Genomic DNA, 24,281 nt, shown 5'->3' with positions numbered 1-24,281 from the left:
ACGCTGCCGGCGTCACGCCAGCCGGACCACGGCCCGGCTCATGCCAAGCACCTTCTGCCCGGCGCTGGTCGCGGTGAGGTCGACGCGCACCTGCTGGTCGTCCAGCTTGGCGGCGACCTTGGCGGAGACCTCGATCACGGCGCCCTGGTCGTCGTTGGGGACGACGACCGGCTTGGTGAAGCGGACGCCGTACTCGACGACGGCGGCCGGGTCGCCGGCCCAGTCGGTGACGACGCGGATCGCCTCGGCCATGGTGAACATGCCGTGGGCGATGACGTCCGGGAGGCCGACCTCCTTGGCGAACTTCTCGTTCCAGTGGATCGGGTTGAAGTCACCGGAGGCGCCGGCGTACCTCACCAGCGTGGCGCGGGTCACGGGGAAGGTCTGCGCGGGCAGCTCGGTGCCGACCTCGACCTCGTCGTAGGCGATCTTCGCGGTCACGGTCAGGCCTCCTCGGGGGCGCGGGACACGAGCTTGGTCCAGGCGGTCACGACGTGCTCGCCGGTCTCGTCGTGGACCTCGCCGCGGATGTCCAGGATGTCGTTGCCGGCGAGGGACTTGATCGCCTCGATGGTGCTGGTCACCGAGAGGCGGTCACCGGCGCGGACCGGGCGGGTGTAGGCGAACTTCTGGTCGCCGTGCACCACGCGGCTGTAGTCCAGGCCCAGCTGCGGGTCCTCGATCACCTGGCCGGCGGCCTTGAACGTGATCGCGAACACGAAGGTCGGCGGGGCGACGACGTCCGGGTGGCCGAGGGCCTTGGCCGCCTCCGGGTCGGTGTACGCGGGGTTGGCGTCACCGACCGCCTCGGCGAATTCGCGGATCTTCTCGCGGCCGACCTCGTACGGCGCGGTGGGCGGATAGGTCCGGCCCACGAAGGACTGGTCGAGCGCCATGGCCTCGAAACCTCCTGCTCCTGGATCTCTTGCGTAGAAACGACGCGAGGCCGTCCCCGGCTGGGGACGGCCTCGTGTACGAGCCTGTTTAGCGCGTCTCGCGGTGCGCGGTGTGCGCGTTGCAGCGAGGGCAGTGCTTCTTCATCTCAAGACGGTCCGGGTTGTTGCGCCGGTTCTTCTTGGTGATGTAGTTCCGCTCCTTGCACTCCACGCAGGCCAGCGTGATCTTCGGGCGGACGTCGGTGGCAGCCACGTGAGTGCTCCTTGACGGACGGATGGGATGGACTGGGCCCCTCTCGTGTCGGAGACAGAGAGGGAACATGAAAGAGTAGCCGATCGCAGGACCGACCCCACAATCGGCTACCGTGTGTAGCGGTGACCGGACTTGAACCGGTGACACAGCGATTATGAGCCGCTTGCTCTACCGACTGAGCTACACCGCTTTGATGATTCGGATCCCGCCCGAAGGCGGGTTCCTCTTCACCAGAGCCCCAATACGGAATCGAACCGTAGACCTTCTCCTTACCATGGAGACGCTCTGCCGACTGAGCTATTGGGGCGAGCGAGGAAGACATTACACGGTCTGCGGCCCATCACCCAAATCCGTTTCCCGCACCCTCCCGGCGGCGCCTTCACGGAGGCTTCGCGGCGCCTTCCCGGCGGCCCCAGGACGCCCCCTAGGCCACTCGTGCAGTCATCAGTACGACTATTGCGCTCCTCCTCGTTGGCGGCTCCGGGCGCCCCTAGGCTCGGGCCCACGCTGCGTGATCTTGATCTTGGCGAGCCGTCTGCCCGGACCCCGAGGAGCCCGATTGTCAGCCGACAGCAAGCAGCCCCAGCCGTCGCCCGACGACCGCGCCCCGGCCACCGCCGCCGAGGCCGCGTCGCTGCTGCTCGCGAACGCGCGGCTGACCGACGGCCGGACCGTGGACGTGCGGCTCGGCCGCGGGCGGATCGAGGCCGTCGGCACGGCCGGCAGCCTGGCCGCCGTCGGCGCCCGCGTCGACCTGTCCGGCTATCTGCTCCTGCCCGCGCCCGCCGAACCCCACGCCCACCTCGACACGGCGCTCACCGCGGACACCCCGGGCCCCGTCTCGTACGCGACCGAGGAGGTCCAGCGCCGGGTCACCGAGGCCGCCCTGCTCCAGCTCGGGCACGGCGCGACGGCGCTGCGCGCCCATGTGCGGATCGGCGACGTGCACGGGCTCGGGCCGCTGGAGGCGGCGCTGCAGGCACGGCGCTCGCTGCGCGGGCTGGCCGACCTGACGACGGTGGCGACGCCCCGGCTGCTGACCGGGGCGGCCGGCGCCGACGGGCTCGCGATGCTGCGGGACGCGGTGAAGATGGGCGCCGGGGTGGTCGGCGGCTGCCCCGACCTGGACCCGGACCCGACGGGCTACGTGGAGGCGCTCCTGGAGGTCGCCGCCGAGCACGGCTGCCCGGTGGACCTGCACACCGACGGCGCCGACCCGGCCCGGCTCGCCCGGCTCGCCGCGATGGCCGGGGGGCTGCGGCCGGGGGTGACGATCGGCCCGTGCGCGGGGCTGGCGCGGCTGCCCGCCGAGCAGGCCCGCAGGGCGGCGGACCAGCTGGCGGCGGCCGGCGTGACGGTGGTCTGCCTGCCGCAGGGCGGCTGCGGGGCGACGGGGGCGCGGGGCACGGCCCCGGTGCGGCTGCTGCGCGCGGCCGGGGTGCGGGTGGCGGCCGGCGGCGGGGCGCTGCGGGACGTGTCCAACCCGGTGGGGCGCGGCGACCCGCTGGAGGCCGCGTACCTGCTGGCCTCGCTGGGCGGACTGCCCGCGCCCGAGGCGTACGCGGCGGTGAGCGGCGAGGCCCGGGCCGCGATGGGGCTGCCGGAGGTACGGGTGGAGGCGGGCTTCCCGGCGGAACTCCTGGCGGTGCGGGGCGAGCGGCTGGCGGGCGTGCTCTCCCTCGCGTACAGCCGGATCGTGGTGCACCGGGGGCGGGTGGTGGCGCGGACGAGTGCGGTGCGGGAGTACTGCGACTCGGCGGCGGCCCTGGACCTGCCCCGGCAGACCCGCCCGCCGCGGCCGGACTCGGGAGGCCCGGGCGGACCCGGCGTCGTACGGTCGTGAGTATGCGCGTAGTCATCGCTGGAGGACACGGACGGATCGGCCTGCGGCTGGCGCGGCTGCTCGCCGCGCGGGGCCACGACCCGGTGGGGATCATCCGCCGCGCCGAACAGGCGGACGACCTGCTGGCGGCCGGCGCCGAGCCGGTCGTGCTGGACCTGGAGGCGGCCTCGCCCGGGGACGTCAGACGGGTCCTGGAGGGCGCGGACGCGGCCGTCTTCGCGGCCGGCGCGGGCCCGGGCAGCGGCGCGGACCGCAAGGAGACGGTGGACCGGGCGGCGGCGGTCCTGTTCGCCGACGGGGCCGAGGCGGCGGGGGTACGGCGCTTCCTCGTGGTCTCCTCGATGGGCGCCGACGCCGGGCACCGGGGCGACGAGGTCTTCGACGCCTACCTCCGCGCCAAGGGCGCGGCCGACGACGACATCCGCTCCCGCCCGGGCCTCGACTGGACGGTCCTGCGCCCCGGCATGCTCACCGACGACGCCGGCACGGGCCTGGTCCGCCTGGAGGCCCACACGGGCCGCGGCCCGGTCCCCCGCGACGACGTGGCCGCCGCCCTCGCCGAACTCCTCGACACCCCGGCCACCGCCGGCCTGACCCTGGAACTGATCTCGGGCGGCGTCCCGCTGTCGGTGGCGGTGAAGGACATCGCCGGCAACTGACCCCGGCCGGGCGCCAGCCCGGCGAACGCGAGAAGGTCCCCGGTGCGAACACCGGGGACCTTCTGCATCGCGTGGCGGCGCCAGGATTCGAACCTGGGTAGGCTAAGCCGACGGATTTACAGTCCGCTCCCATTGGCCACTCGGGCACACCGCCATGGGATCGCTGCCCCGGAGCCGCTTTTCGGCTGCGCTCCCTGGCAACGACGTAAACAATACCTGATCCCCAGGGGTGCTTCGCCACCGGATTGATCACGGGTCTGCGACGGGGCCGGTGGCTACGCTTTGCGCTGTACCGAACGCATCCGAGCAAGGAGCCTCACCTCATGGCCGACTCCAGTTTCGACATCGTCTCCAAGGTCGAGCGGCAGGAGGTCGACAACGCCCTCAACCAGGCCGCGAAGGAGATCACGCAGCGCTACGACTTCAAGGGCACCAACGCCTCGATCTCCTGGTCGGGCGAGAAGATCCTGATGCAGGCGAACGGCGAGGAGCGGGTCAAGGCGATCCTCGACGTCTTCGAGTCCAAGCTGATCAAGCGGGGCATCTCGCTGAAGTCGCTGGACGTCGAGGGCGAGCCGCAGCTGTCCGGCAAGGAGTACAAGCTCTTCGCCTCCATCCAGGAGGGCATCTCCCAGGAGAACGCGAAGAAGGTCGCCAAGGTCATCCGCGACGAGGGCCCCAAGGGCGTCAAGGCGCAGGTGCAGGGCGACGAGCTGCGGGTCACGTCGAAGAGCCGGGACGACCTGCAGGCCGTCATCGCGCTGCTGAAGGGCAAGGACTTCGACTTCGCCCTGCAGTTCGTGAACTACCGGTAGGACCGCCCGAGTGCGGTGTCCGAAAACCGCCAGCCGCGCCGCGGGTGGGGCTCGCACACTGGACGCATGACGACGAACAGCACTCTCTACGCCCACGTCGACGGCCCCCTCGGCACGATGCTCCTGGTGGGGCGGGTCGCCGACGGGGGTTCGCTCGTGCTGCGGTCGCTGTCGCTGGAGGGCCAGAAGGGCGGCGTCCGCGTCGAGGACGCCTGGACGTGCGACCCGGCGGCGTTCGAGGAGGTCGCGGGGCAGCTCGACGCGTACTTCGCCGGGCGGCGGGACGGTTTCGACCTGGCGTACGAGGAGACGGGGACCGTCTTCCAGCGGCAGGTGTGGACGGCCCTGGAGGAGATCCCGTACGGCGCCACCGTCTCGTACGGGGACATCGCACGGCGGGTCGGCTCGTCCGGGGCCGGCGTGCGGGCCGTGGGGACCGCGATCGGGCGCAATCCGCTGCTCGTGGTGCGGCCCTGTCACCGGGTGATCGGGGCCGACGGGAGTCTGCGCGGCTACGCGGCCGGGCTGGACCGCAAGGAGCGGCTGCTGGCGCTCGAAGGGGCCCTCGCGAGCGGTGACTGAGGGACTGTTCCCGCGCGAGCGGAGCGAGCCGGCGCCGGGTGCGGTGCACGTGCCCGGCTGGCTGTCGTTCGCGCGGCAGCGGGAACTGGTGGCGGCCTGCCGGGAGTTCGGCCGGGGGCCGACCGCGTACGAGCACACGGTGCTGCCGGGCGGCGGGGTGATGTCGGTGCGCTCGCTGTGTCTGGGGCGGCGCTGGGTGCCGTACCGCTATCTCGGCCGGGAGGAGAACCTGGCGGAAGTGCCCGACTGGCTGGGCGACTTGGGGCGCGCGGCGCTGGCCGAGGCGTACGGCGGCGCCGTCGAAGGTTTCGCTCCGGACACCGCGCTCGTGAACTTCTACGGCGAGGGCGCGCGGATGGGCATGCACCAGGACCGCGAGGAGCGGTCGCCGGCGCCGGTGGTCTCGCTGAGCCTGGGCGACACGTGCGTGTTCCGGCTCGGGAACGCCGAGGGCCGCGGACGGCCGTGGACGGACGTGGAGTTGGAGTCCGGGGACCTGTTCGTGTTCGGCGGGCCGTCGCGGTTCGCCTTCCACGGGGTGCCGAGGGTGTACGCGGGGACGGCCGCCCCCGGTCTGGGGCTCAGGGGGCGGCTGAACGTCACGCTCAGGGAGACGGGGCTCTGAGGGCCCCGGACACCCCCTAGCGTTCGCGCGAGTGGCCGAACAGGATCCGGTACGCGATGAGCAGCACCAGGGAGCCGCCGATCGCGGAGATCCAGGTGGCGCCGTCGTAGAAGTCCTGGGTGATCGGGCGGTCCAGGAAACGGGCGGACAGCCAGCCGCCGAGGAAGGCGCCGACGACGCCGATGACCGTCGTGCCGATGAGGCCGCCCGGGTCGCGGCCCGGGAGCAGGACCTTGGCGATGACGCCCGCGAGCAGGCCGAGAACGATCCAGCTGATGATGCTCATGCCCAGGAGGACGCCCGCGAGGTCCAGGTGGTTGCCGGGCCCCACTAATGTGCGGAGCATGACACAGGAATTGCGCCGCACCCTCGGGGTGTTCGACGCCGTCGTCATCGGGCTCGGCTCGATGGTCGGCGCCGGGATCTTCGCGGCGCTCGGGCCAGCGGCCCGCGCGGCCGGGCCGGGACTCCTCCCGGCGCTCGGCGTCGCCGCGGTCGTGGCCTACTGCAACGCCATGGCCTCGGCCCGGCTCGCCGCCCGCTATCCGGCCTCCGGGGGGACCTACGTCTACGGGCGGGAGCGGCTCGGCGCGTTCTGGGGCTATCTGGCCGGGTGGGCCTTCGTCATCGGCAAGACGGCGTCCTGCGCGGCGATGGCGCTGACCGTGGGCGCGTACGTGTGGCCGGAGCAGGCGCACACGGTGGCGGTGGCGTCGGTCGTGCTGCTCACCGCCGTCAACTACCGGGGCATGCAGAAGTCCGCGCTGGTCACCCGGATCGTGGTGGCGGTGGTGCTGGCCGTCCTGGCGGCCGTGGTCGCGACGATCGCCGGGGCCGGTCAGGCGGGGCGGCTCGCGCTGGCCGGGGAGGTGCCGGCCGGCGGGGTGCTGCAGGCGGCCGGGCTGCTGTTCTTCGCGTTCGCCGGGTACGCGCGGATCACCACGCTCGGCGAGGAGGTGCGCGACCCGGAGCGCACGATCCCGCGGGCGGTGCCGCTCGCGCTCGGCATCACGCTCGTGGTCTACGCGGCCGTCGCCGTGTCCGTGCTCGCCGTGCTCGGCCCGAACGCCCTGGCGGCCTCCGCGGCCCCGCTCGCGGACGCGGCGCGGGCGGCGGGGGCGGGCTGGCTGGTGCCGGTGGTCACGGTGGGCGCGGCGGTCGCCGCGCTGGGCTCGCTGCTGTCGCTGATCCTCGGGGTCTCCCGGACCGCCCTGGCCATGGCCAGGGACGGGCACCTGCCGGCCGCGCTCGCGGCCGTGCACCCGCGCTTCCGGGTGCCGCACCACGCGGAGCTCGCGGTCGGCGCGGTGGTGGCCGTGGTGGTGGCGCTGGTGGACGTGCGGGGCGCGATCGGTTTCTCGTCCTTCGGGGTGCTGGTCTACTACGCGATCGCCAACGCCTCCGCCTGGACGCTGGGCCGCCGGGACCGGCCGCTGGCGGTGCTGGGCCTGGCGGGCTGCGCGGCCCTCGCCTTCTCGCTGCCGCCGGCCTCGGTGCTGGCGGGCCTCGGGGTGCTCGCGGTGGGCGTGGTGGCGCACGCGGTCAGGCGAGGACGACCCGAGCCCCCTCGGACCTGAGCCGGTCCACGAGCTCCTCGAACGAGGGCGGGCGGTGCTCCGCCGCGTAGGGCAGGACGCCCATCCGGGAGCGGGAGGCGTCCGCGTTCCGCCAGACCAGCGTGACGTGCGCGAGGCTGCCGGAGAACGCCCGGCCGGGGCCGTGGACGGCCTCCCCGAGGGCGCAGTCGAAGGAGGTCTCGTCCTCGATGTCGGTGCCGTCGAGCTCGTACGTGCCTCCGGGGACGATCCCGGGGACGCCGTACGTGCCGCGCAGGGCGGCCTGGTTCAGCCACTCCTCCCGCTCCGCGCGGCCGAAGCGGCGCCAGGTGCCGGGCTCGGCGGGGGCGCCGTAACCGAAGAACACGTCCCAGACCCGGCGCCGCTGCGGGGGTATCAGTCCGGTGCGGGGAAAGGCCACGGTGAGGTCGAGCAGGCCGCGGTGGGTGGCGGAGGTGTCCCAGGCGGTGATGCGGCCCGCGTCCGCCTGGTGGAAGCCGCTGCCCACGCGCCGGAGCACCTCGTAGCGGACCGCGCCGAACTCGGTCGCGCCGGCGGCGAGCGCGTCGCGCAGCTTCCCGCGCGGGGAGCAGCCGAGGAAGGTCACCTCGGTGTGGGTGCGCTCGGGCGGCTCGGGTTCAGTGACGCGGACGAGGTTGCCGCAGGGGACGGCGGGCGGTGCGGCGTAGGAGCGGGTGGGGCCGCCGTCGGACTCGATGGTGACGACGTCGCCGCGGCCGCCGAGGACCCGTACGCCGGTGAAGGTCCAGGTGTGGGCGTCGGGGGTGCGGACGTGGAGGGTGCCGAGCGGGCTGGTGCCCTCGACGACGGCCTCGGTGACGGCCCTGGCGAGCTCGCCGCGCGGCTCGCAGCCGCGCAGCTCGTGGACCACCCGGGGCAGCGGGGCGGGTTCCCCGTACAGTCCGTCGACGTCCTTGCAGAGGGCGACGGCGTGGATCCCGGACAGCAGCGCGTACCTGGGGGTGTCCACTAGCGGCCCTGGTAGCCGTAGCCGTAGCCGGGGTGGGGCTGGTCGGTGGGGACGATCTCCTTGCCGAGCGGGAGCAGCGACAGCGGGATCATCTTGAAGTTGGCGATGCCGAGCGGGATGCCGATGATCGTGACGCACTGGGCGACGCCGGTGACGATGTGGCCGAGCGCGAGCCACCAGCCGGCGAGGATCAGCCACAGCACGTTGCCCACGCAGGACGGGGCGCCGGCGTCGCGGCGGTCGACGACGGTGCGGCCGAAGGGCCACAGGGCGTAGACGGCGATGCGGAAGGCCGCGATGCCGAAGGGGATGCCGATGATCGTGATGCAGAGGATCAGCCCTGCGGCGAGATAGCCGAGGAACAGCCAGAAGCCGCTGAAGACCAGCCAGATGATGTTGAGGATTGTCTTCACGGGCGACGACCTGCCATCTGCTCGAGCCGGGCGATGCGCTCCGCCATCGGCGGGTGGGTGGAGAACATTCTGGACATCCCCTGTCCCGGGCGGAAGGGGTTCGCGATCATCATGTGGCTGGCGGTCTCGATCTTGGGCTCGGGCGGCAGCGGGAGCTGCTTGGTGCCCGCCTCCAGCTTGCGCAGGGCGCTGGCGAGGGCGAGCGGGTCGCCGGTGAGCTGGGCGCCGGAGGCGTCGGCCTCGTACTCGCGGGAGCGGGAGATGGCCAGCTGGATGAGCGAGGCGGCGATCGGGCCGAGGATGAGCACCAGGAGATAGCCGAGGATGCCGGGGCCCTCGTCGTCGTTGGAGCGGCCGACGGGGATCAGCCAGGCGAAGTTCACCAGGAACATGATCACCGAGGCGAGGGCGCCGGCCACCGAGGAGATCAGGATGTCCCGGTTGTAGACGTGGCTCAGCTCGTGCCCGATGACCCCGCGCAGCTCGCGCTCGTCGAGGAGGGCGAGGATGCCCTCGGTGCAGCACACGGCGGCGTTGCGCGGGTTGCGGCCGGTGGCGAAGGCGTTCGGCGCCTGGGTGGGCGAGATGTAGAGCCGTGGCATGGGCTGGCGGGCCTGCGTGGAGAGCTCGCGGACCATCCGGTAGAGCGCCGGGGCCTCGAACTCGCTCACGGGCCGGGCGCGCATGGCGCGCAGCGCCAGCTTGTCGCTGTTCCAGTACGCGTACGCGTTGGTGCCGAGCGCCACGACGACCGCGACGATCAGGCCCGTACGCCCGAAGAAGCTGCCGATGACGATGATGAGGGCGGAGAGCCCTCCGAGGAGGACGGCGGTCCTCAGCCCGTTGTGCCGGCGGTGCACGGTACGCCCTCCAAGTGGTGCGGCAGGGGAACCCTTCGCTCTGCGGGGGTCCACCGTCCAGTGGACCCTCCCCTCCTGGTCAACGCCAGGCGGGAAGCTCGGGTTCCCCAGGTCGCCGGGGGTGCGCTGTGGGCCGTACGGGTGAGGGGGCCGGGGCGGGCGCGGGTCAGCGCTGGGCGGGCACCGGGGTCTTGGCCAGGGCGGCCTTGGCCAGCGCCTCTTCGAGCGGCTCGACCTCGCTGGTGCAGTGGCCGCAGCGGGTGGCGATGGCCGGGATCTCGGTGAAGCAGTGGGGGCAGTCCCGCTTCGCGGACTTCGGGTCGGCCGCCTCTTCCTTGGCGAACTTGGCCTGGAACTTCGCCATGGGGACGACGAAGAGGAAGTAGAGGACGGCCGCGGTGATGACGAACGCGATGGTCGCGGCGATCGCCAGGCCGTAGGGGAAGACCGTCTTGCCGACGGTGAACTTCGCCTCGCTGAAGTCGCCGACCGAGCCGGTGGCGAGACCGATGAGCGGGGTGATGAAGGCCTTGCTGAAGCCGGTCACGACGGCGGTGAACGCCGAACCGACGGCGAGACCGATGGCCATCGAGACGACGTTCCCGCGAAGTATGAAGTCCTTGAAACCGTTCAGCACGGGGTTCCGCTCCTTGTGGGGTCTGAGGGGAAGTGGGGGGGAGGTGGGGGGATCAGAACAGGCTCTGCGAGGCGTAGCGGAGCGCGAACTGCGGCCAGCCCGACAGCACCGCGCCCGCGGCCGCCGTCAGCCCGACCGCCAGGGTGACCGGGACCGTGGCCCTCGTCCGTACGACCGGGCCCTCGGGCCCGTCCACGGGCCCCCGGAACAGCAGCGCCGTCCAGCGCAGGTAGTACGCGAGGCCGATCACGACGTTGACGCCCATGACCACGGCCAGCCAGCCGAGGCCCGCGTCGACGGCCGTCGAGAAGACGGTCACCTTGGCGAAGAGCCCGATGATACCCGGGGGCAGTCCGGCCAGGTTCAGGAGGAAGAAGGCCATCGCGAGGGCGGCGGCCGGGCTCGCCGCGTACAGGCCGCGGTGGTCCGCGATCCGGTGCTCCGGCCGGTCGCGGCCGACCAGGGCGACCACGGCGAAGGCGCCGAGGTTCACGGCCGCGTACATCAGGGCGTACGCGACGGTGGAGCCGATCTGGTCGTCGCTGGAGTACGCGGCGGCGGCGACCGGCACCAGGAGGTACCCGGCCTGGGCCACGGACGACCAGGCGAGGAGGCGGACCGCGCTCCTCGCGCGCGTGGCGCTCTGGCGCAGGGCGGCGACGTTGCCCGCGGTCATGGTGAGCGCGGCGAGCACGGCGAGCGCGGGGCCCCACACGTCCGCGTAGGACGGGAAGGCCACGACGGTAACCAGGATGATCCCGGTGAAGCCGACGGCCTTGCCGACCACGGAGAGGTAGGCGGCCACCGGCAGCGGCGCGCCGACATAGGTGTCCGGGACCCAGAAGTGGAAGGGGACGGCGGCCGTCTTGAAGGCGAAGCCGACGAGGGTGAGCACCACGCCCGCCCGGGCGAGGGTCTCCAGCTGGCCGGGCACGTCGCCGAGGCGCTGGGCGACCTCGGTCAGGTGGAGGGTGCCGGTGGCCGCGTAGACGAAGCTCACACCGAGCAGGGTCACGGCGGTGGCGGTGACCGAGGACAGGAAGAACTTCAGCGCCGCCTCGCCGGACATGCGGTCGCCGCGCTTGAGGCCGACGAGCGCGAAGGCCGGCAGCGAGGCCACTTCGAGGGCGACGACGAGGGTGGCCAGGTCGCGGGAGGCGGGCAGCAGGGCGGCGCCGGCGGCGGAGGACAGCAGCAGGAACCAGTACTCGCCGGCGGGAAGCCCGCGGCGGGTGCCCCCGGTGGCGTCGAGCGAGAGCAGTGCGGTGACGAGCGCGCCCGCGAGCACCAGGAACTGGATGACCAGCGTGAAGGTGTCGGCGGTGTAGCTGCAGGCGCGCAGCTCGGTGGCGGCGGTGAGGCAGAAGGTGGAGCGGTCGGCGGCGCGCAGCGGGGCGAGCAGCGCGAGCGCGGCGGCCAGGCCGCCGATCGCGGTCCATCCGAGGAGCCGCTTGCGCGCCTCGGGGACGAACAGGTCGGCGACGAGGACGACCAGGGCTACCAGGGCGGTGAGGGTGGGCGGCGCGATGGCGAGCCAGTCGACGGACTGGACGAGCTCCGCGCCCTGGGCGAGGGCCGTGCCCGGGGCGGGGCCCTGGGTGAGGTCCTGGGCGAGCTGGGCCGGCTTCACTGGTTGCCTCCCGCGAGGAGCTGCTGGACGGCCGGGTCGGTGAGGCCGAGGAGGACGGCGGGCCACAGGCCGGCGAGGACGGTGAGGGCGACGAGCGGGGTCCAGGCGGCGAACTCGTATCCCTGGACGTCGGCGATCGCGGCCTCGCCCGCCGGGCGGGGGCCGCCCATGCAGACCCGGCGGACCACGACGAGGAGGTAGCCGGCGGTGAGCAGGGTGCCGAAGGCGCCGATCGCCATGAAGGTGAGGAAGGCGGGGCGGCTGAGCCCGGCGGCGGGTTCGAAGGCGCCGAACAGGGCGAGCATCTCGCCCCAGAAGCCGGCCAGGCCGGGCAGGCCGAGGGAGGCGACGGCGGCGAAGGCGAGCAGGGCGCCGAGGCGGGGGGCGCGGCCGTAGAGGGCGGCGCCGGTGGCCCCGGCGAGGGTGTCGAGGTCGGCGGTGCCGTAGCGGTCCTTGACGGCGCCGACCAGGAAGAAGAGCAGGCCGGTGACGAGGCCGTGGGCGATGTTGGCGAACAGCGCGCCGTTGACGCCGGTGGGGGTCATGGTGGCGATGCCGAGGAGCACGAAGCCCATGTGGCCGACGGAGGAGTAGGCGATGAGCCGCTTGAGGTCGCCCTTGCCGCCGGGCTTCGCGAGGGCGAGGCAGGCGAGCGATCCGTAGATGATCCCGGCGACGGCGAAGGCGGCCAGGTACGGGGCGAAGGTGTGCATGCCCTCGGGGGCGACCGGCAGCACGATGCGGACGAAGCCGTACGTGCCCATCTTCAGGAGCACGCCGGCGAGGAGCACCGAGCCGACGGTCGGGGCGGCGGTGTGGGCGTCCGGGAGCCAGCTGTGCAGCGGCCACATCGGGGTCTTCACGGCGAGCCCGATCCCGATCGCGAGAACGGCGATGACCTGCACGGACGTGGTGAGTCCGCGGCCGTTGTCAGTGGCCAGTGCCACCATGTCGAAGGTGCCCGCCTTGATGCCGACGAGGAGGAGGCCGAGCAGCATCACGACGGAGCCGAGCAGCGTGTAGAGGATGAACTTCCAGGCGGCGGCCTGCCGGCCGGCGCCGCCCCAGCGGGCGATGAGGAAGTACATCGGGACGAGCACCGTCTCGAAGGCCAGGAAGAACAGGACGAGGTCGAGGACGGCGAAGGTCGCCAGGGTGCCGGACTCGAGGACGAGGAGCAGGGCGACGAAGCCCTTGGCAGCGGGGCCCGCCGGGGGCTTGAAGTAGCTGTACAGCGCGCAGAGGAAGGTCAGCAGCGCGGTCAGGAGCAGGAGGGGGAGCGAGATGCCGTCGACACCGAGGTGGATCCGCACGTCGAGTGCCTTGATCCAGGTGATGTCGGTCGTGGCCTGCATCCTCGACGGGTGGTCGTGGTCGAAGCCGAGCGCGAGGACGATCGCGGCCAGGAGGATCACGCCGGTGACGGTCACGCCGTGGCGGAGCACGGCCTGGTCGGGCGACTTCCCCTTCAGTCCGGGCGGGGCGGGCAGGAGGGCGGCGGCGGCGCCGAGGAGCGGGCCGGCGACGATCAACGCGAGAAGGAACTGCATCACGGATTCGCTGATATCGATCACGGCTCACGCTCCGGCGGCGACGTTGGCGAGGACGACGGCGACGACCGCCAGGACGACGGAGCCGGCGAGCAGCGCGCTCAGGTAGGTCTGCACGTTGCCGGTCTGGGCGCGGCGGACGAGCCAGCCGAGGCCCTTGGCGGTGTCGCCCGCGCCGCGTACGTAGGTGTCGACGACCTCGCGGTCGAGGAAGCGGACCAGGAAGGCGCCGGCCTGCACGGGCCGGACGAACAGGGTCCGGTAGACCGCGTCCAGGTGGAAGCCGTCGGCGGCGTGCGGGTGCAGCGGGCCGAGCAGGGCACGGCCGGGGTCGGCCGGGTCCACCGCGGGGTGCGGCAGGTCCAGGGCCTCCGCCTCGACCTGGCCGGCCTCGGCGTCGGGGTGGGCGACGGTGGGTCCGGCGAGCGCGCCGGCGGCGGGCGCGGGCGCGGCGCCGACCGGGACGCCCCGGACGGCCGCCGGGGGCGGCGCGGTGCGGGCCACGAGGGTGCGCCGGATCGCGTAGGTCAGCGCGGCGCCGACCACGGCGAGGCCGGTGCCGAGGACGGCCGTGACCAGGGTCGGGGTCAGCGGGTGTCCGTCGAACCAGTCGTCGAGGTAACCGGCGGTGAGTCCGAAGCCGAGGGAGGGCACGGCGAGCACCCACAGGACGGTCGTCATGGCGATCGGCTGGCGCCCGTGGTCGGGGGCCTCGGCGCCCCGGCCGCGGAAGGCGAGCAGCCAGAGGCGCGTCGCGTACGCGGCGGTCAGCAGGGCGGTGAGCAGTCCGGCGACGAGCACGATCCAGCCGGCGCCGGCCGGGGCGACGGTGCGCTCGCCGGTGGCGGTGTGCTCGGCGGCGACGAGGACGGCCTCCTTGGAGAAGAAGCCGGCGAAGGGCGGGATCGCGGCGAGCGCGAGCAGGCCGACGGTCATCGTCCAGTAGGCGTCGGGGACGCGCCGGGTGAGTCCGCTCATCCGGGACATGGCGGTGAGCGAGTTGGTGCCGGCGGCGTGGATGACCGCGCCGGCGGCGAGGAAGAGCAGCGCCTTGAAGGCGCCGTGGGACAGGAGGTGGAAGACGGCGGCGCCGCGGTCGCCGACGGCGAGGGCGCCGGACATGTAGCCGAGCTGGCCGATCGTCGAGTAGGCGAGGACCCGCTTGATGTCGTCCTGGGCGAGCGCGGCGAGCGCGGAGCCGACCATGGTGAGCGCGGCCATGGCGGCGAGCACGGTCAGGGCGGCGCCGGAGGCGGCGAAGACGGGCAGGAGGCGGGCGACGAAGTAGATGCCGGCGGCGACCATGGTCGCCGCGTGGATGAGCGCGGAGACGGGGGTGGGGCCGGCCATCGCGTCGGGCAGCCAGGTGTGCAGCGGGAACTGCGCGGACTTGCCGGCGACGCCCGCGAGCAGCAGCAGCGCGACGAGGGTGGGGTGATCGAGGCCGCCGGCGGCGACCGCGCCGAGCACCCCGGTGATCCGGAAGGTGCCCGCGTCGGCGGCGAGGGCGAAGAGGCCGATGAGGAAGGGCACGTCGCCGAGCTTGGTGACGAGGAAGGCCTTGAGGGAGGCCGAGCGGGCCTCGGGGGTCTCCCAGTAGTGCCCGACCAGGAAGTACGAGCAGATGCCCATGATCTCCCAGCCGACCAGGAGCACCATCAGGTCGCCGGAGTAGACGACGAGCAGCATCGCGGCGGTGAAGAGGGAGACGAGCGCCGCGTACGAGGAGTAGCGCGGGTCCTGGCGCAGATAGCCGGTCGAGTAGATCTGCACGCAGGTGGCGACCACGCCGACGAGGACCGCGACCAGGGCCGCGAAGCCGTCGATGTGCAGGGCCAGGTCGATCGGCACGGAGCCGGTCGGGGTGAGCTGGGTGCCGGCGTCGATGGCCTTCCCGCCGCCCTGCCGGACCGCGACGAGCACGGCCAGGACGGCGGCGGCGAGCGTCGGGAGGACGGCGAGGGGGCGGAGGAAGCCGGGGGCGGTGCGGCCGAGGAGCAGGCCGGCGGCGGCGCCGAGGAAGGGGAGGAGGGGGACGAGGACGGCGAGGGTCGTGGTGGTCACGCGGTGGCCTCGGCCTTCTCGTCGGCGGGTGCGGGGGCCTCGTCGGCCGCGTCCCCGGTTTCCTTGGTGTCGCGGAGGCGGTCGACGTCGGAGGTGCCGCGGTTGCGGTGGACCATGAGGACGATCGCGAGACCGATGCCGATCTCCGCGGCGGCGATGGCGATGGTGAAGAGGGTGAGGGCCTGGCCCGCGTGCAGGGTGTCGCGGAGCCACACGTCGAAGGCGACCAGGTTGAGGTTGACGGCGTTGAGCATGAGCTCGACGGACATCAGGACCAGGATCGCGTTGCGGCGGGCGAGGACGCCGTACAGGCCGACGGAGAAGAGGAGCGCGGCGAGGACGGCCGGGTAGGCGAGGTGCATCAGTCCGTCTCCTCGGGGGCTTCCGGGGCCTTCTTGCGGGACAGCACGAGGGCGCCGACCAGGGCCGCGAGCAGCAGCACGGACAGCGCCTCGAAGGGCAGCACCCAGTGCTGGAAGAGGATCTCGCCGGTCACCTTCGTGGAGCCGGCGGCCGGCCCTTCGAGGTCGATCCAGGTGGTCCGGAAGGCGTCCACGACCACCCACACCAGGGCCGCGGCGGCGGCGACCGCCACGGCGAGGGCGACCGGCCGGTTGCCGGAGTCGGCGTCCGGGGAGCGCCCGATGGGGGCGCGGGTGAGCATGAGCCCGAAGAGGAGCAGGACGACGACGGAGCCGACGTAGATCAGCACCTGCACCCAGGCGATGAACTCGGCGGTGAGCAGGAGGTACTCGACGGCGAGCCCGCCGAGCGCGACGACCAGCCACAGGGCGGCGTGGACGAGCTGCTTGGTGGTGACGGAGACGAGGGCCGCGCCGAGGGTGACGAGGCCGACGAGGACGAAGGCGATCTCGACGCCGGTGGGCGAGAGGAAGCCGTGGCTGGACGGGGCGGCGAGGATCACTGCGGGCCCTCCTGCCCGGCCGGGCCGTGGGTCTCCGACCGCGTCTGCGACGCCTGCGCCTGGGCCTCGGCGGCGGCGGCCTTCTCGGCGGCCTTGCGGGCGGCGCCGATCTCCTTCGGCTCCTCCGCGCGCGGGTCGAGCGCGGGCGGCTCCGGCACGGTCCACATCCACTCGCGGAGCTTGTCGCGCTCGTGCGTCAGCTCGTGGATGTCGGTCTCCGCGTACTCGAACTCCGGCGACCAGAACAGCGCGTCGAAGGGGCACACCTCGATGCAGATCCCGCAGTACATGCAGAGCGAGAAGTCGATGGCGAAGCGGTCGAGGACGTTGCGGCTGCGCTCGCGGCCGCCGGGGGCGGCCGGCGGCACCGTCTCCTTGTGGGAGTCGATGTAGATGCACCAGTCGGGGCACTCGCGGGCGCACAGCATGCACACCGTGCAGTTCTCCTCGAACAGCCCGATGACCCCGCGGGTGCGGGGCGGCAGCTCGGGCTGCGCGTCCGGGTACTGCGCGGTGACGGACTTGCGCGTCATCGTGCGCAGGGTGACGGCGAGCCCCTTGGCGAGGCCGGAACCAGGGATGGGAGGCATGGCTACTGGATCGCCACCTTCACGATGCCGGTGAGCGCGATCTGCGCGAGGGCGAGCGGTACGAGGGTCGTCCAGGCCAGCTTCTGCAGCTGGTCCTCGCGCAGCCGCGGGTAGGACACGCGGAGCCAGATCACGACGAAGGCGAGGACGGCGGTCTTCAGCAGGGTCCACACCCAGCCGAGGCCGTCGGCGCCGCCGGGCCCGTGCCAGCCGCCGAGGAAGAGGACGGTGGTGAGGCCGCAGAGCACGACGATGCCGGCGTACTCGGCGAGCAGGAACAGCGCGAAGCGCAGACCGGTGTACTCGGTGTACGCGCCGAAGATGATCTCCGAGTCGGCGACCGGCATGTCGAACGGCGGCCGCTGGAGCTCGGCGAGCCCTGCGGTGAAGAACACCAGCGCGCCGACGATCTGCCAGGGCACCCACCACCACTCGAAGGCGTACAGGATCCCGGGCAGCGACACGGTGCCGGCCGCCATCGCGACGGACGCGGCGGCGAGCAGCATCGGCAGCTCGTACGCGAGCAGCTGGGCGGCGGTGCGGAGCGCGCCGAGCAGGCTGAACTTGTTCGCGGACGCCCACCCGGCCATCAGGCTGCCGAGCACCCCGACGCCCATCACGGCGAGCACGAAGAAGACGCCGGCGTCGACGACCCGGCCCACGGCGCCCTCGCCGGGGCCGATCGGGATCGCGACGAGGACGAGGAGGTACGGCAGGAGCGCGACGGCCGGCGCGAGCTGGAACACCCGCCGGTCGGCGTCCTTCGGGACGACGTCCTCCTTCTGCGCGAACTTCACGCCGTCCGCGACGAGCTGCGCCCAGCCGTGGAAGCCACCGGCGTACATGGGCCCGAGCCGCCCCTGCATGTGCGCCATGACCTTGTGCTCGGTCTGGCCGACGACGAGCGGCAGGACCAGGAAGACGCCGAAGACGACGAGGAGCCGGAGGGCGACGTCGAGTACGTCGGTCACGCGGGATCGCCTCCGGCGGGGTGGTCGGGATCGGGGGTGGGGGTCGGGGTGGTCTCGGGCTCCGGGGCGGGCTCGTCCTGGGCGGGCGCCGCCGGCGCCTCGGACTCCGGGGCGGCTGCGCCCTGTTCCGGGGCGGCCTCCTCGTCGAAGGCGGGCCGCGCGTGGTGCCAGGGGGCGTCCGAGCTGCGGGTACGGGACGGGGGTGCGGGCCGCTCCGGCGGCGCGGCGCCCTCGGCCGCCCGCTGGCTGGCGGACCCGGCGCTCGCGCTGCGGTTCCGGCGCGGACCGGCGGCCGGTGCCGAAGGTGCCGAAGGTGCCTCCGGGCCCGGGGCGGCCGGGGGCGTGGGGGTGGCCTGGCTCGCGGAGCCCTCGGCCGCCGTACGGGTACGGCGGACCGGGCGGTCCGTGCCCGGCGCCTGGCTCGCGGAGCCCTCGCCGGCCGTACGGGTGCGGCGGACCGGGCGGTCGCCGGCGGCCGCGCGGGCGGGACGGGCCGGGGCCGGGGGGAGCTGGCCCTTGAGGGGGCCCCAGTCGTTGGGGTCGGGGACGCCGGGGGGCAGCATCTGGCGGCGCTTCGGCGCGTTCGGGTCGTGGGACTCGCCCGGCTCCTTGGCCCCCGGCCACGCCTTGGCGACGCGGGCGGCGAGCACGAAGTCCTTGCGGAGGGGGTGGCCCTCGAAGTTCTCGGGGAGGAGCAGGTGCACCAGGTGCGGGTGGTCGGTGAAGGTGACGCCGAACATCTCGTGGGTCTCGCGCTCGTGCCAGGCCGCGCCCGCGTACACCGCGACGGCGGACGGCAGCGACGGGGCCGCGTGCGGCACCGTCGTACGCACGAGGAGGCGGCGCACGCCGCCCGGTCCCACGGACGCCACGTGGGCGCACACCCGCAGGCCCGTGCCCGGCTCGTCGACCGCGCTCAGCCAGTCGAAGAAGGTGAGGCCCAGCTTGTCGCGGGTGATCTCCAGGGCGGCGATCCAGGAGCCGACGGGGACGTCGACGGTCAGCAGGTCGTAGCCGCGCTCCGCCGTCGCCTCCTCCCCGAAGAGCTCGGTCACCGCGTCGGGGAGCGCCGCGTAGCCGTCCGCGAAGTTCTCGCTCACGCAGTGCCTCCCGGCGCGGGCGGGGCGACCAGCGGGCTGGTGAGCTGGGCGACGGACGGCGCGGGCGCCGCCCCGTACCGCTCGTCCAGGCTCTCCCGCGCGATCTTCTCCTGGAGCTTGAGGATGCCCTGGAGCAGCGCCTCCGGGCGGGGCGGGCAGCCCGGCACGTAGACGTCGACCGGGATGATCTGGTCCACGCCCTTGGTCACGGAGTACGAGTCCCAGTAGGGCCCGCCGCAGTTGGAGCAGGCGCCGAAGGAGATCACGTACTTCGGCTCGGGCATCTGCTCGTAGAGCCGCTTCACGGCCGGCGCCATCTTGTCCGTCACCGTGCCGGAGACGATCATCAGGTCGGCCTGGCGCGGGCCGGGCGCGAAGGGGATCACGCCGAGCCGGATGAAGTCGTGGCGGGCCATCGACGCGGCGATGAACTCGATCGCGCAGCAGGCGAGGCCGAAGTTGAAGACCCACAGGCTGTAGCGGCGGCCCCAGTTCAGGACCACCTTCATCGGCTCGGGCGCCAGTCGGGCGAGCGGGCCCAGCGTGGGGGCGGGCAGGGGGGTCACAGCCATGCCAGGACGCCCTTCTTGTACGCGTAGAGCAGGCCGACGGCCAGGAAGCCGAGGAAGACGAACATCTCGACCAGCGTCGTGGCCCCGTAACCGGGCGCGGCGAAGACCGTGGCCCAGGGGAAGAGGAAGATCGAGTCGACGGCGAAGATCACGTAGAGGAACGCGTAGACGTAGTAGCGGACCTGGGTGTGGGCCCAGCCCTCTCCCACCGGGTCGACGCCGCACTCGTAGGTGAGGAGCTTCTCGGGGGTCGGCACGACGGGGCGCAGCAGCCGGCCCGCGCCGAAGGCGACCGCGACGAAGAGCACGCCGAGCACGGCGAGCAGTCCGACGACGGAGTACGTCTCGAAGTAGTCCGCCGCGTGGCTCGTCACGTGGTGTGTGGCGTGGCTCGTCGCGTGGTCGGTCACGCGTGCCGCCGCGTGCTCCGCCGCGACGACGGTCGGTTCCCGCACGTCCGTCCGCCCCTCGGTATCGGTGTCTTACGCACGCGAGTCTAGGCCCTGCTAAAGGGAGCGTAAGCAGGCCCCGGTGGGGATATCCCCCCCTCCCCTGCGGCCACCTCCCCCATGGCGTGTCCGGTCCCCCGGCAGGCAGCCTTGACCCCATGAGCAGCCTCACCGACACCCCGCCGCCGCCCGCACGCCTCGCCTACGGCCGGCACACCTGGAAGGAGGTCGCGCACCTCCTCGCCGATCTGCCGTGCGCGCTGGCCGGGTTCGTGTACGCGGTGGTGACGATCGCCCTCGGCGCGGGCCTGTCGGTCACCGTGATCGGCCTGCCGCTGCTCGCGCTCGGCCTGGCCGGGGCGCGCGGCATGGCGAGCGCCGAGCGGGCCAGGGCGCGCGGGCTGCTCGGCGTGCACGTGGAGAGCCCGAGCCGCCTGCCGCACCGGGACGGCTTCCTGCCGTGGCTGTGGGCACAGCTGAAGGACCCGGTGGCCTGGCGCAGCCAGCTGTACGGCTTCATCCGGCTGCCCTGGGGCGTGCTCACCTTCGCCGTGACCCTGGTGTCGCTGCTCGTGCTGTGGCCGGTGCTGCCGTTCGTGGCGCGCGGGCTCGCCAACGTCGACCGGGCGATGGTGCGCGGGCTGCTCTCCCCCTCCGACGAGCTGGAGCGGCGTATCGCCGAGCTGGAGTCGGACCGGGGCGTGGTCGTCGACACCGCCGCCGCCGACCTGCGCCGCATCGAGCGCGACCTGCACGACGGCGCCCAGGCCCGGCTCGTGGCCCTCGCCATGGGGCTCGGCCTGGCCAAGGAGAAGCTGCTCGACGACCCCGAGGCGGCCGCCGCGATGGTCGACGAGGCGCACGGCGAGGTGAAGCTCGCCCTCCAGGAGCTGCGCGACCTGGCCCGCGGCATCCACCCCGCCGTCCTCACCGACCGCGGCCTCGACGCCGCCCTCTCGGCGGTCGCCGCGCGCTGCACGGTGCCGGTGAAGGTCACCGTCGACCTGCCCGAGCGGCCCGCCGACGCGATCGAGGGCATCGCCTACTTCACCGTCTCCGAGCTGCTGCAGAACGTCTCCAAGCACGCCCGCGCCCGGTCCGCCGCCGTCGACGTCTGGCGGACGGAGGACCGCCTGATGCTCCAGGTGCGGGACGACGGCACGGGCGGCGCCGACCCCGCCGCCGGCAGCGGCCTCGCGGGCCTCGGCGAGCGCCTCGGCGCCGTGGACGGCGTCCTCGCCGTCGACTCCCCGACCGGCGGCCCGACCGTCGTCACCGCCGAACTCCCCTGGCGCGACCGGGACCGGGGCACGGCGCCGGGCGGCGGGGCGGTGCCGTAGGGGCGAGGCCCGGCCCGTGCCGCGGACGGAGGCGCTGCCCCGTACCGCCAGGGCCGGAGGCCGAGCCGAACCGCCGGCCGCACTACCCCGTACCTCCGGGACCCGGGCCGTAACGCCGGGGGCCGGAGGCCGTAACGCCAGGGGCCGAGGCCGGGCCGAACCGCCGGCGGTGCTGCCCGCGCCGCCGGGACCGGGGCCGTAACGCCGGGGGCCGGAGGCCGGGCCGAACCGCCGGCGGTGCTGCCCGTGCCGCCGGCCGCCCTGCCCCGTACCTCCGCGGCCAGGGCTCGTACCTCCGGGACCCGGGCCGTAACGCCGGGCCAGGGGCCGGGCCGAACCGCCGGCCGCGCTACCCCGTACCTCCGGGACCCGGGCCGTAACGCGGGGGGCCGGAGGCCGGGGCGCCCGTACCGCCCGCCGGTAGGGAAAACCCCCCGCCGCAGACGCCCACCCGCCTCATGGTCCCGGCACCCTCCCGCCCGCGAGGGTGGAACCCGAGCGGGCGCCCCGCCCCTCCCCCGACCGCACCGCGCGAGAAACGGATCTCCGATGGCCACCCACCGCCTGCCCGCCGGCCTCCGCGCCCCCGTCGAGGGGCGCACCTGGCGCGAGCTGGGCTACGTCCTGACCGGCTTCCCGCTGAGCATCGTCTCCTTCTGTCTCGCCGTGGCCCTGGTGTCGGCGGGTGCCGGGCTCCTCGTCACCTTCCTCGGCATCCCGGTCCTGGCCGGGGCGCTCGCGACGTGCCGGGGGTTCGGGGCCGTGGAGCGCGCGCGGGCGCGCGGGCTGCTCGGGCTCGACGTGCCGGCGCCGGAGCCGGCCCGCGGGAAGACCGGGGGCGCGCTGTCCTGGATGGGCGCGACCCTGAAGAGCGGGGCGTCCTGGCGGCACCTGCTCTACGCGCTGCTGCACTTCCCGTGGGCGGTGTTCGCCTTCACGGTGACGGTGGCGCTGTGGACGTGGGGCTGGGCCCTGTTCACGTATCCGGTGTGGCAGTGGGTGCTCCCGATGTACGCCGGGCAGGCCGGGCTGCAGGTCTACGGCGACGAGGCGCACTCCGTCTATCTGGACTCGCCCTTCGAGGTCACCGTGACCTGCCTGGTGGGCCTGGTCTTCGTGCTGCTCGCGCCGTGGGTCCTGCGGGGCCTGGTCGCGGTGGACCGGCTGATGGTGACGGGGCTGCTCGGGCCCTCGCGGCTGGCCAGCCGGGTCACCGAGCTGGAGTCGGACCGGGGCGTGGTCGTGGACACCGCCGCCGCCGACCTGCGCCGCATCGAGCGCGACCTGCACGACGGCGCCCAGGCCCGGCTCGTGGCCCTCGCCATGGACCTGGGCCTCGCGAAGGAGAAGATGGCCGCGGATCCGCTGGCCGCGGCGGCGATGGTCGACGAGGCGCACGGCGAGGTGAAGCTCGCCCTCCAGGAGCTGCGCGACCTGGCCCGCGGCATCCACCCCGCCGTCCTCACCGACCGCGGCCTCGACGCCGCCCTCTCGGCGCTGGCCGCGCGGTCCACCGTGCCGGTGTCGGTGGAGGTGGACCTGCCCGGGCGGCCGGCGGCGGCGATCGAGGGCATCGCCTACTTCACGGTGTCGGAGCTGCTGCAGAACGTCTCGAAGCACTCCCGGGCCCGCCGGGCGTGGGTGGACGTGTGGCGGACGGGGGGCCGGCTGATGCTCCAGGTGCGGGACGACGGCGTCGGCGGCGCCGACCCGGCCGCCGGCAGCGGCCTCGCCGGGCTGACCGAGCGCCTGGACGCGGTCGACGGGGTCCTCGCCGTCGACTCCCCGGCCGGCGGCCCGACGACGGTCACCGCCGAGATCCCCTGGCGGGGCTGATCGCCCGGGGTGCCACCCCTGCGGTCGCCAGGACGCCGGCCCGCCTGCCCCGTACGACGCCCCTGGCCGAGTTGAACCCTCCTCCCCTCCGCTGCGTCCCTCCTCCTGCGATGCTGAAGGCCGGCATCGAGGAGACAGGGGCGTGACGGGGATGGGACCGGGCATGGGACCGGACATGGGGCCGGACGGCGGCGGCGCCGCAGGGGTGCGGGTCGTGATCGCCGAGGACTCGGTGCTGCTGCGCGAGGGGCTGACGCGGCTCCTCACCGATCTGGGGCACGAGGTCGTGGCCGGGGTCGGCGACGGCGAGGCGCTGGTGAAGACGGTGTCCGACCTGGCCGGCGAGGGCGCGCTGCCGGACGTGGTGGTCGCCGACGTGCGGATGCCGCCGACGCACACGGACGAGGGCGTCCGGGCGGCGGTGCGGCTGCGGAAGGAGCACCCGGGGCTCGGGGTGCTGGTGCTCTCGCAGTACGTGGAGGAGCAGTACGCCACCGAACTGCTGGCCGGTTCGAGCACCGGGGTCGGCTATCTGCTGAAGGACCGGGTGGCCGAGGTCCGCGAGTTCGTGGACGCGGTCGTGCGGGTGGCCCGGGGCGGCACCGCGCTCGACCCGGAGGTGGTGGCGCAGCTGCTGGGCCGCAGCCGGAAGCAGGACGTGCTCGCGGGGCTGACCCCGCGCGAGCGGGAGGTCCTCGGCCTGATGGCGGAGGGGCGCACGAATTCGGCCATCGCGAAGCAGCTGGTGGTGAGCGACGGCGCGGTGGAGAAGCACATCAGCAACATCTTCCTGAAGCTGGGGCTGTCACCGAGTGACGGGGATCACCGTCGAGTTCTCGCCGTCCTGACCTACCTCAACTCCTGAACGCCTGACACCCTGTCAGACAGGGCACGCGACCGGCGTGACACCGCGTGACCGAGGATCGGCGCAACGTGACCCGCGGCTGGACTCGACCGTCCGCGGGGAGCGACAATTGACCACATAAAGGCGTCACGGGCGTCTCGAAACGAGGTCCAGGATGCGAGAAGTCCCGGGAAGGCCACCCTCACAGTCGTAGGGTGGGCCACGGGACGGCCGGGCAGCCGGCCGTCTCCCGAGCCTTCTCCGCGGGCGACCGTCTCGA

The 24,281-nt window shown here is 73.7% G+C and carries 27 protein-coding genes and 3 tRNA genes; 9 read left to right on the top strand and 21 right to left on the bottom strand.

Annotated features, from left to right (window positions below):
• Window positions 1-12: 12 nt before the first annotated feature.
• The 5 genes from ACIGW2_RS02180 to ACIGW2_RS02160 all read right to left on the bottom strand — a co-directional run bounded on the left by ACIGW2_RS02180 (window position 13) and on the right by ACIGW2_RS02160 (window position 1,456).
• Entirely contained in the window at window positions 13-441 is a 429-nt protein-coding gene (locus ACIGW2_RS02180; RefSeq protein WP_391653213.1) for a MaoC family dehydratase, read from the bottom strand.
• A gap of 2 nt (window positions 442-443) precedes the next feature.
• Window positions 444-896, bottom strand: a complete 453-nt coding sequence (locus tag ACIGW2_RS02175) for a MaoC family dehydratase N-terminal domain-containing protein (RefSeq protein WP_391653214.1) — start codon at window positions 894-896, stop codon at window positions 444-446.
• 88 nt (window positions 897-984) lie between these two features.
• A complete protein-coding gene (gene rpmG, locus ACIGW2_RS02170) occupies window positions 985-1,149 on the bottom strand; it encodes a 50S ribosomal protein L33 (RefSeq protein WP_003948671.1) in 165 nt (54 codons plus the stop codon).
• A 117-nt stretch (window positions 1,150-1,266) separates the two neighbouring features.
• Window positions 1,267-1,339: transfer RNA gene (locus ACIGW2_RS02165), tRNA-Met, on the bottom strand.
• A 44-nt stretch (window positions 1,340-1,383) separates the two neighbouring features.
• Window positions 1,384-1,456: transfer RNA gene (locus ACIGW2_RS02160), tRNA-Thr, on the bottom strand.
• Window positions 1,457-1,708: 252 nt separating this feature from the next.
• Here ACIGW2_RS02160 and ACIGW2_RS02155 point away from each other — a divergent pair.
• Both ACIGW2_RS02155 and ACIGW2_RS02150 read left to right on the top strand, forming a co-directional pair.
• A complete protein-coding gene (locus tag ACIGW2_RS02155) occupies window positions 1,709-2,992 on the top strand; it encodes an amidohydrolase family protein (protein WP_391653215.1) in 1,284 nt (427 codons plus the stop codon).
• 2 nt (window positions 2,993-2,994) lie between these two features.
• Window positions 2,995-3,651, top strand: coding sequence for an NAD(P)H-binding protein (locus tag ACIGW2_RS02150; RefSeq protein ID WP_391653216.1), 657 nt, complete (start codon window positions 2,995-2,997; stop codon window positions 3,649-3,651).
• A gap of 72 nt (window positions 3,652-3,723) precedes the next feature.
• On the opposite strand, the gene ACIGW2_RS02145 is transcribed toward ACIGW2_RS02150, so the two are convergent.
• A tRNA-Tyr gene (locus ACIGW2_RS02145) sits at window positions 3,724-3,805 on the bottom strand.
• 169 nt (window positions 3,806-3,974) lie between these two features.
• On the opposite strand from ACIGW2_RS02145, the gene ACIGW2_RS02140 reads away from it, so the two are divergent.
• From ACIGW2_RS02140 to ACIGW2_RS02130, 3 genes are all read left to right on the top strand, one after another.
• Window positions 3,975-4,466, top strand: a complete 492-nt coding sequence (locus ACIGW2_RS02140; RefSeq protein WP_356063680.1) for a YajQ family cyclic di-GMP-binding protein — start codon at window positions 3,975-3,977, stop codon at window positions 4,464-4,466.
• A gap of 66 nt (window positions 4,467-4,532) precedes the next feature.
• Window positions 4,533-5,048: a methylated-DNA--[protein]-cysteine S-methyltransferase gene (locus ACIGW2_RS02135; protein ID WP_399840610.1), complete on the top strand. Its 516-nt coding sequence runs from the start codon at window positions 4,533-4,535 to the stop codon at window positions 5,046-5,048.
• A complete protein-coding gene (locus ACIGW2_RS02130) occupies window positions 5,041-5,673 on the top strand; it encodes an alpha-ketoglutarate-dependent dioxygenase AlkB family protein (RefSeq protein WP_399840609.1) in 633 nt (210 codons plus the stop codon). The genes ACIGW2_RS02135 and ACIGW2_RS02130 overlap by 8 nt, the downstream gene beginning before the upstream one ends.
• Before the next feature lie 16 nt (window positions 5,674-5,689).
• Here ACIGW2_RS02130 and ACIGW2_RS02125 read toward each other — a convergent pair whose 3' ends face one another.
• Window positions 5,690-5,959 (bottom strand): GlsB/YeaQ/YmgE family stress response membrane protein, encoded by a 270-nt coding sequence (locus ACIGW2_RS02125; protein WP_356063673.1) that lies wholly within the window; start codon window positions 5,957-5,959, stop codon window positions 5,690-5,692.
• A 58-nt stretch (window positions 5,960-6,017) separates the two neighbouring features.
• On the opposite strand from ACIGW2_RS02125, the gene ACIGW2_RS02120 reads away from it, so the two are divergent.
• Window positions 6,018-7,250: an APC family permease gene (locus tag ACIGW2_RS02120; protein ID WP_399840607.1), complete on the top strand. Its 1,233-nt coding sequence runs from the start codon at window positions 6,018-6,020 to the stop codon at window positions 7,248-7,250.
• Here the strand turns inward: ACIGW2_RS02120 and ACIGW2_RS02115 are convergent.
• The 14 genes from ACIGW2_RS02115 to ndhC all read right to left on the bottom strand — a co-directional run bounded on the left by ACIGW2_RS02115 (window position 7,216) and on the right by ndhC (window position 19,987).
• Window positions 7,216-8,220: a hypothetical protein gene (locus ACIGW2_RS02115; protein ID WP_399840606.1), complete on the bottom strand. Its 1,005-nt coding sequence runs from the start codon at window positions 8,218-8,220 to the stop codon at window positions 7,216-7,218. The two genes, ACIGW2_RS02120 and ACIGW2_RS02115, sit on opposite strands and share 35 nt — an antisense overlap.
• Window positions 8,220-8,633, bottom strand: a complete 414-nt coding sequence (locus tag ACIGW2_RS02110; RefSeq protein ID WP_391653221.1) for a YccF domain-containing protein — start codon at window positions 8,631-8,633, stop codon at window positions 8,220-8,222. Before ACIGW2_RS02110 ends, ACIGW2_RS02115 begins: the two co-directional genes overlap by 1 nt.
• Complete coding sequence (htpX, locus tag ACIGW2_RS02105; RefSeq protein WP_361575069.1) at window positions 8,630-9,493, bottom strand: zinc metalloprotease HtpX; 864 nt, start codon at window positions 9,491-9,493, stop codon at window positions 8,630-8,632. Before htpX ends, ACIGW2_RS02110 begins: the two co-directional genes overlap by 4 nt.
• A 166-nt stretch (window positions 9,494-9,659) precedes the next feature.
• Window positions 9,660-10,130 carry a large conductance mechanosensitive channel protein MscL gene (gene mscL, locus ACIGW2_RS02100; RefSeq protein ID WP_399840605.1) on the bottom strand — a complete coding sequence of 157 codons (471 nt, stop codon included), beginning with the start codon at window positions 10,128-10,130 and terminating at the stop codon, window positions 9,660-9,662.
• Between the two features lie 52 nt (window positions 10,131-10,182).
• Window positions 10,183-11,760 carry an NADH-quinone oxidoreductase subunit N gene (locus tag ACIGW2_RS02095; RefSeq protein ID WP_399840604.1) on the bottom strand — a complete coding sequence of 526 codons (1,578 nt, stop codon included), beginning with the start codon at window positions 11,758-11,760 and terminating at the stop codon, window positions 10,183-10,185.
• On the bottom strand, window positions 11,757-13,310 hold the full coding sequence (locus tag ACIGW2_RS02090) for a NuoM family protein (protein ID WP_391653369.1): 1,554 nt from the start codon (window positions 13,308-13,310) through the stop codon (window positions 11,757-11,759). The genes ACIGW2_RS02095 and ACIGW2_RS02090 overlap by 4 nt, the downstream gene beginning before the upstream one ends.
• Before the next feature lie 27 nt (window positions 13,311-13,337).
• The gene (locus ACIGW2_RS02085; RefSeq protein WP_399840603.1) at window positions 13,338-15,374 is read right to left on the bottom strand and encodes an NADH-quinone oxidoreductase subunit L; all 2,037 of its coding nucleotides are present in this window, start codon (window positions 15,372-15,374) and stop codon (window positions 13,338-13,340) included.
• Window positions 15,371-15,736: an NADH-quinone oxidoreductase subunit NuoK gene (nuoK, locus tag ACIGW2_RS02080; RefSeq protein WP_361575057.1), complete on the bottom strand. Its 366-nt coding sequence runs from the start codon at window positions 15,734-15,736 to the stop codon at window positions 15,371-15,373. Before nuoK ends, ACIGW2_RS02085 begins: the two co-directional genes overlap by 4 nt.
• Window positions 15,736-16,299 (bottom strand): NADH-quinone oxidoreductase subunit J, encoded by a 564-nt coding sequence (locus ACIGW2_RS02075; protein WP_391653226.1) that lies wholly within the window; start codon window positions 16,297-16,299, stop codon window positions 15,736-15,738. Before ACIGW2_RS02075 ends, nuoK begins: the two co-directional genes overlap by 1 nt.
• On the bottom strand, window positions 16,296-16,889 hold the full coding sequence (locus tag ACIGW2_RS02070) for a NuoI/complex I 23 kDa subunit family protein (protein ID WP_399840602.1): 594 nt from the start codon (window positions 16,887-16,889) through the stop codon (window positions 16,296-16,298). Before ACIGW2_RS02070 ends, ACIGW2_RS02075 begins: the two co-directional genes overlap by 4 nt.
• Before the next feature lie 2 nt (window positions 16,890-16,891).
• Window positions 16,892-17,860 carry an NADH-quinone oxidoreductase subunit H gene (locus ACIGW2_RS02065; RefSeq protein WP_399840600.1) on the bottom strand — a complete coding sequence of 323 codons (969 nt, stop codon included), beginning with the start codon at window positions 17,858-17,860 and terminating at the stop codon, window positions 16,892-16,894.
• Window positions 17,857-18,960 (bottom strand): NADH-quinone oxidoreductase subunit C, encoded by a 1,104-nt coding sequence (locus ACIGW2_RS02060; RefSeq protein WP_399840599.1) that lies wholly within the window; start codon window positions 18,958-18,960, stop codon window positions 17,857-17,859. The genes ACIGW2_RS02065 and ACIGW2_RS02060 overlap by 4 nt, the downstream gene beginning before the upstream one ends.
• Entirely contained in the window at window positions 18,957-19,532 is a 576-nt protein-coding gene (locus ACIGW2_RS02055; RefSeq protein WP_361575043.1) for an NADH-quinone oxidoreductase subunit B family protein, read from the bottom strand. Before ACIGW2_RS02055 ends, ACIGW2_RS02060 begins: the two co-directional genes overlap by 4 nt.
• Window positions 19,523-19,987, bottom strand: a complete 465-nt coding sequence (ndhC, locus tag ACIGW2_RS02050; protein WP_391653230.1) for an NADH-quinone oxidoreductase subunit A — start codon at window positions 19,985-19,987, stop codon at window positions 19,523-19,525. Before ndhC ends, ACIGW2_RS02055 begins: the two co-directional genes overlap by 10 nt.
• 152 nt (window positions 19,988-20,139) lie before the next feature.
• Between ndhC and ACIGW2_RS02045 the strand changes: the two genes are divergently transcribed.
• From ACIGW2_RS02045 to ACIGW2_RS02035, 3 genes are all read left to right on the top strand, one after another.
• On the top strand, window positions 20,140-21,321 hold the full coding sequence (locus tag ACIGW2_RS02045) for a sensor histidine kinase (protein ID WP_391653231.1): 1,182 nt from the start codon (window positions 20,140-20,142) through the stop codon (window positions 21,319-21,321).
• 549 nt (window positions 21,322-21,870) lie between these two features.
• Complete coding sequence (locus ACIGW2_RS02040; RefSeq protein ID WP_399840596.1) at window positions 21,871-23,157, top strand: sensor histidine kinase; 1,287 nt, start codon at window positions 21,871-21,873, stop codon at window positions 23,155-23,157.
• Window positions 23,158-23,362: 205 nt separating this feature from the next.
• Window positions 23,363-24,022 carry a response regulator transcription factor gene (locus tag ACIGW2_RS02035; protein ID WP_265864081.1) on the top strand — a complete coding sequence of 220 codons (660 nt, stop codon included), beginning with the start codon at window positions 23,363-23,365 and terminating at the stop codon, window positions 24,020-24,022.
• Window positions 24,023-24,281 lie beyond the last annotated feature (259 nt).

The organism is Streptomyces sp. NPDC053541, assembly GCF_044544705.1.
Taxonomy (GTDB): domain Bacteria; phylum Actinomycetota; class Actinomycetes; order Streptomycetales; family Streptomycetaceae; genus Streptomyces.
Note: the sequence above shows the minus strand (reverse complement) of the source record. Positions and strands in the feature narration are given on the sequence as shown.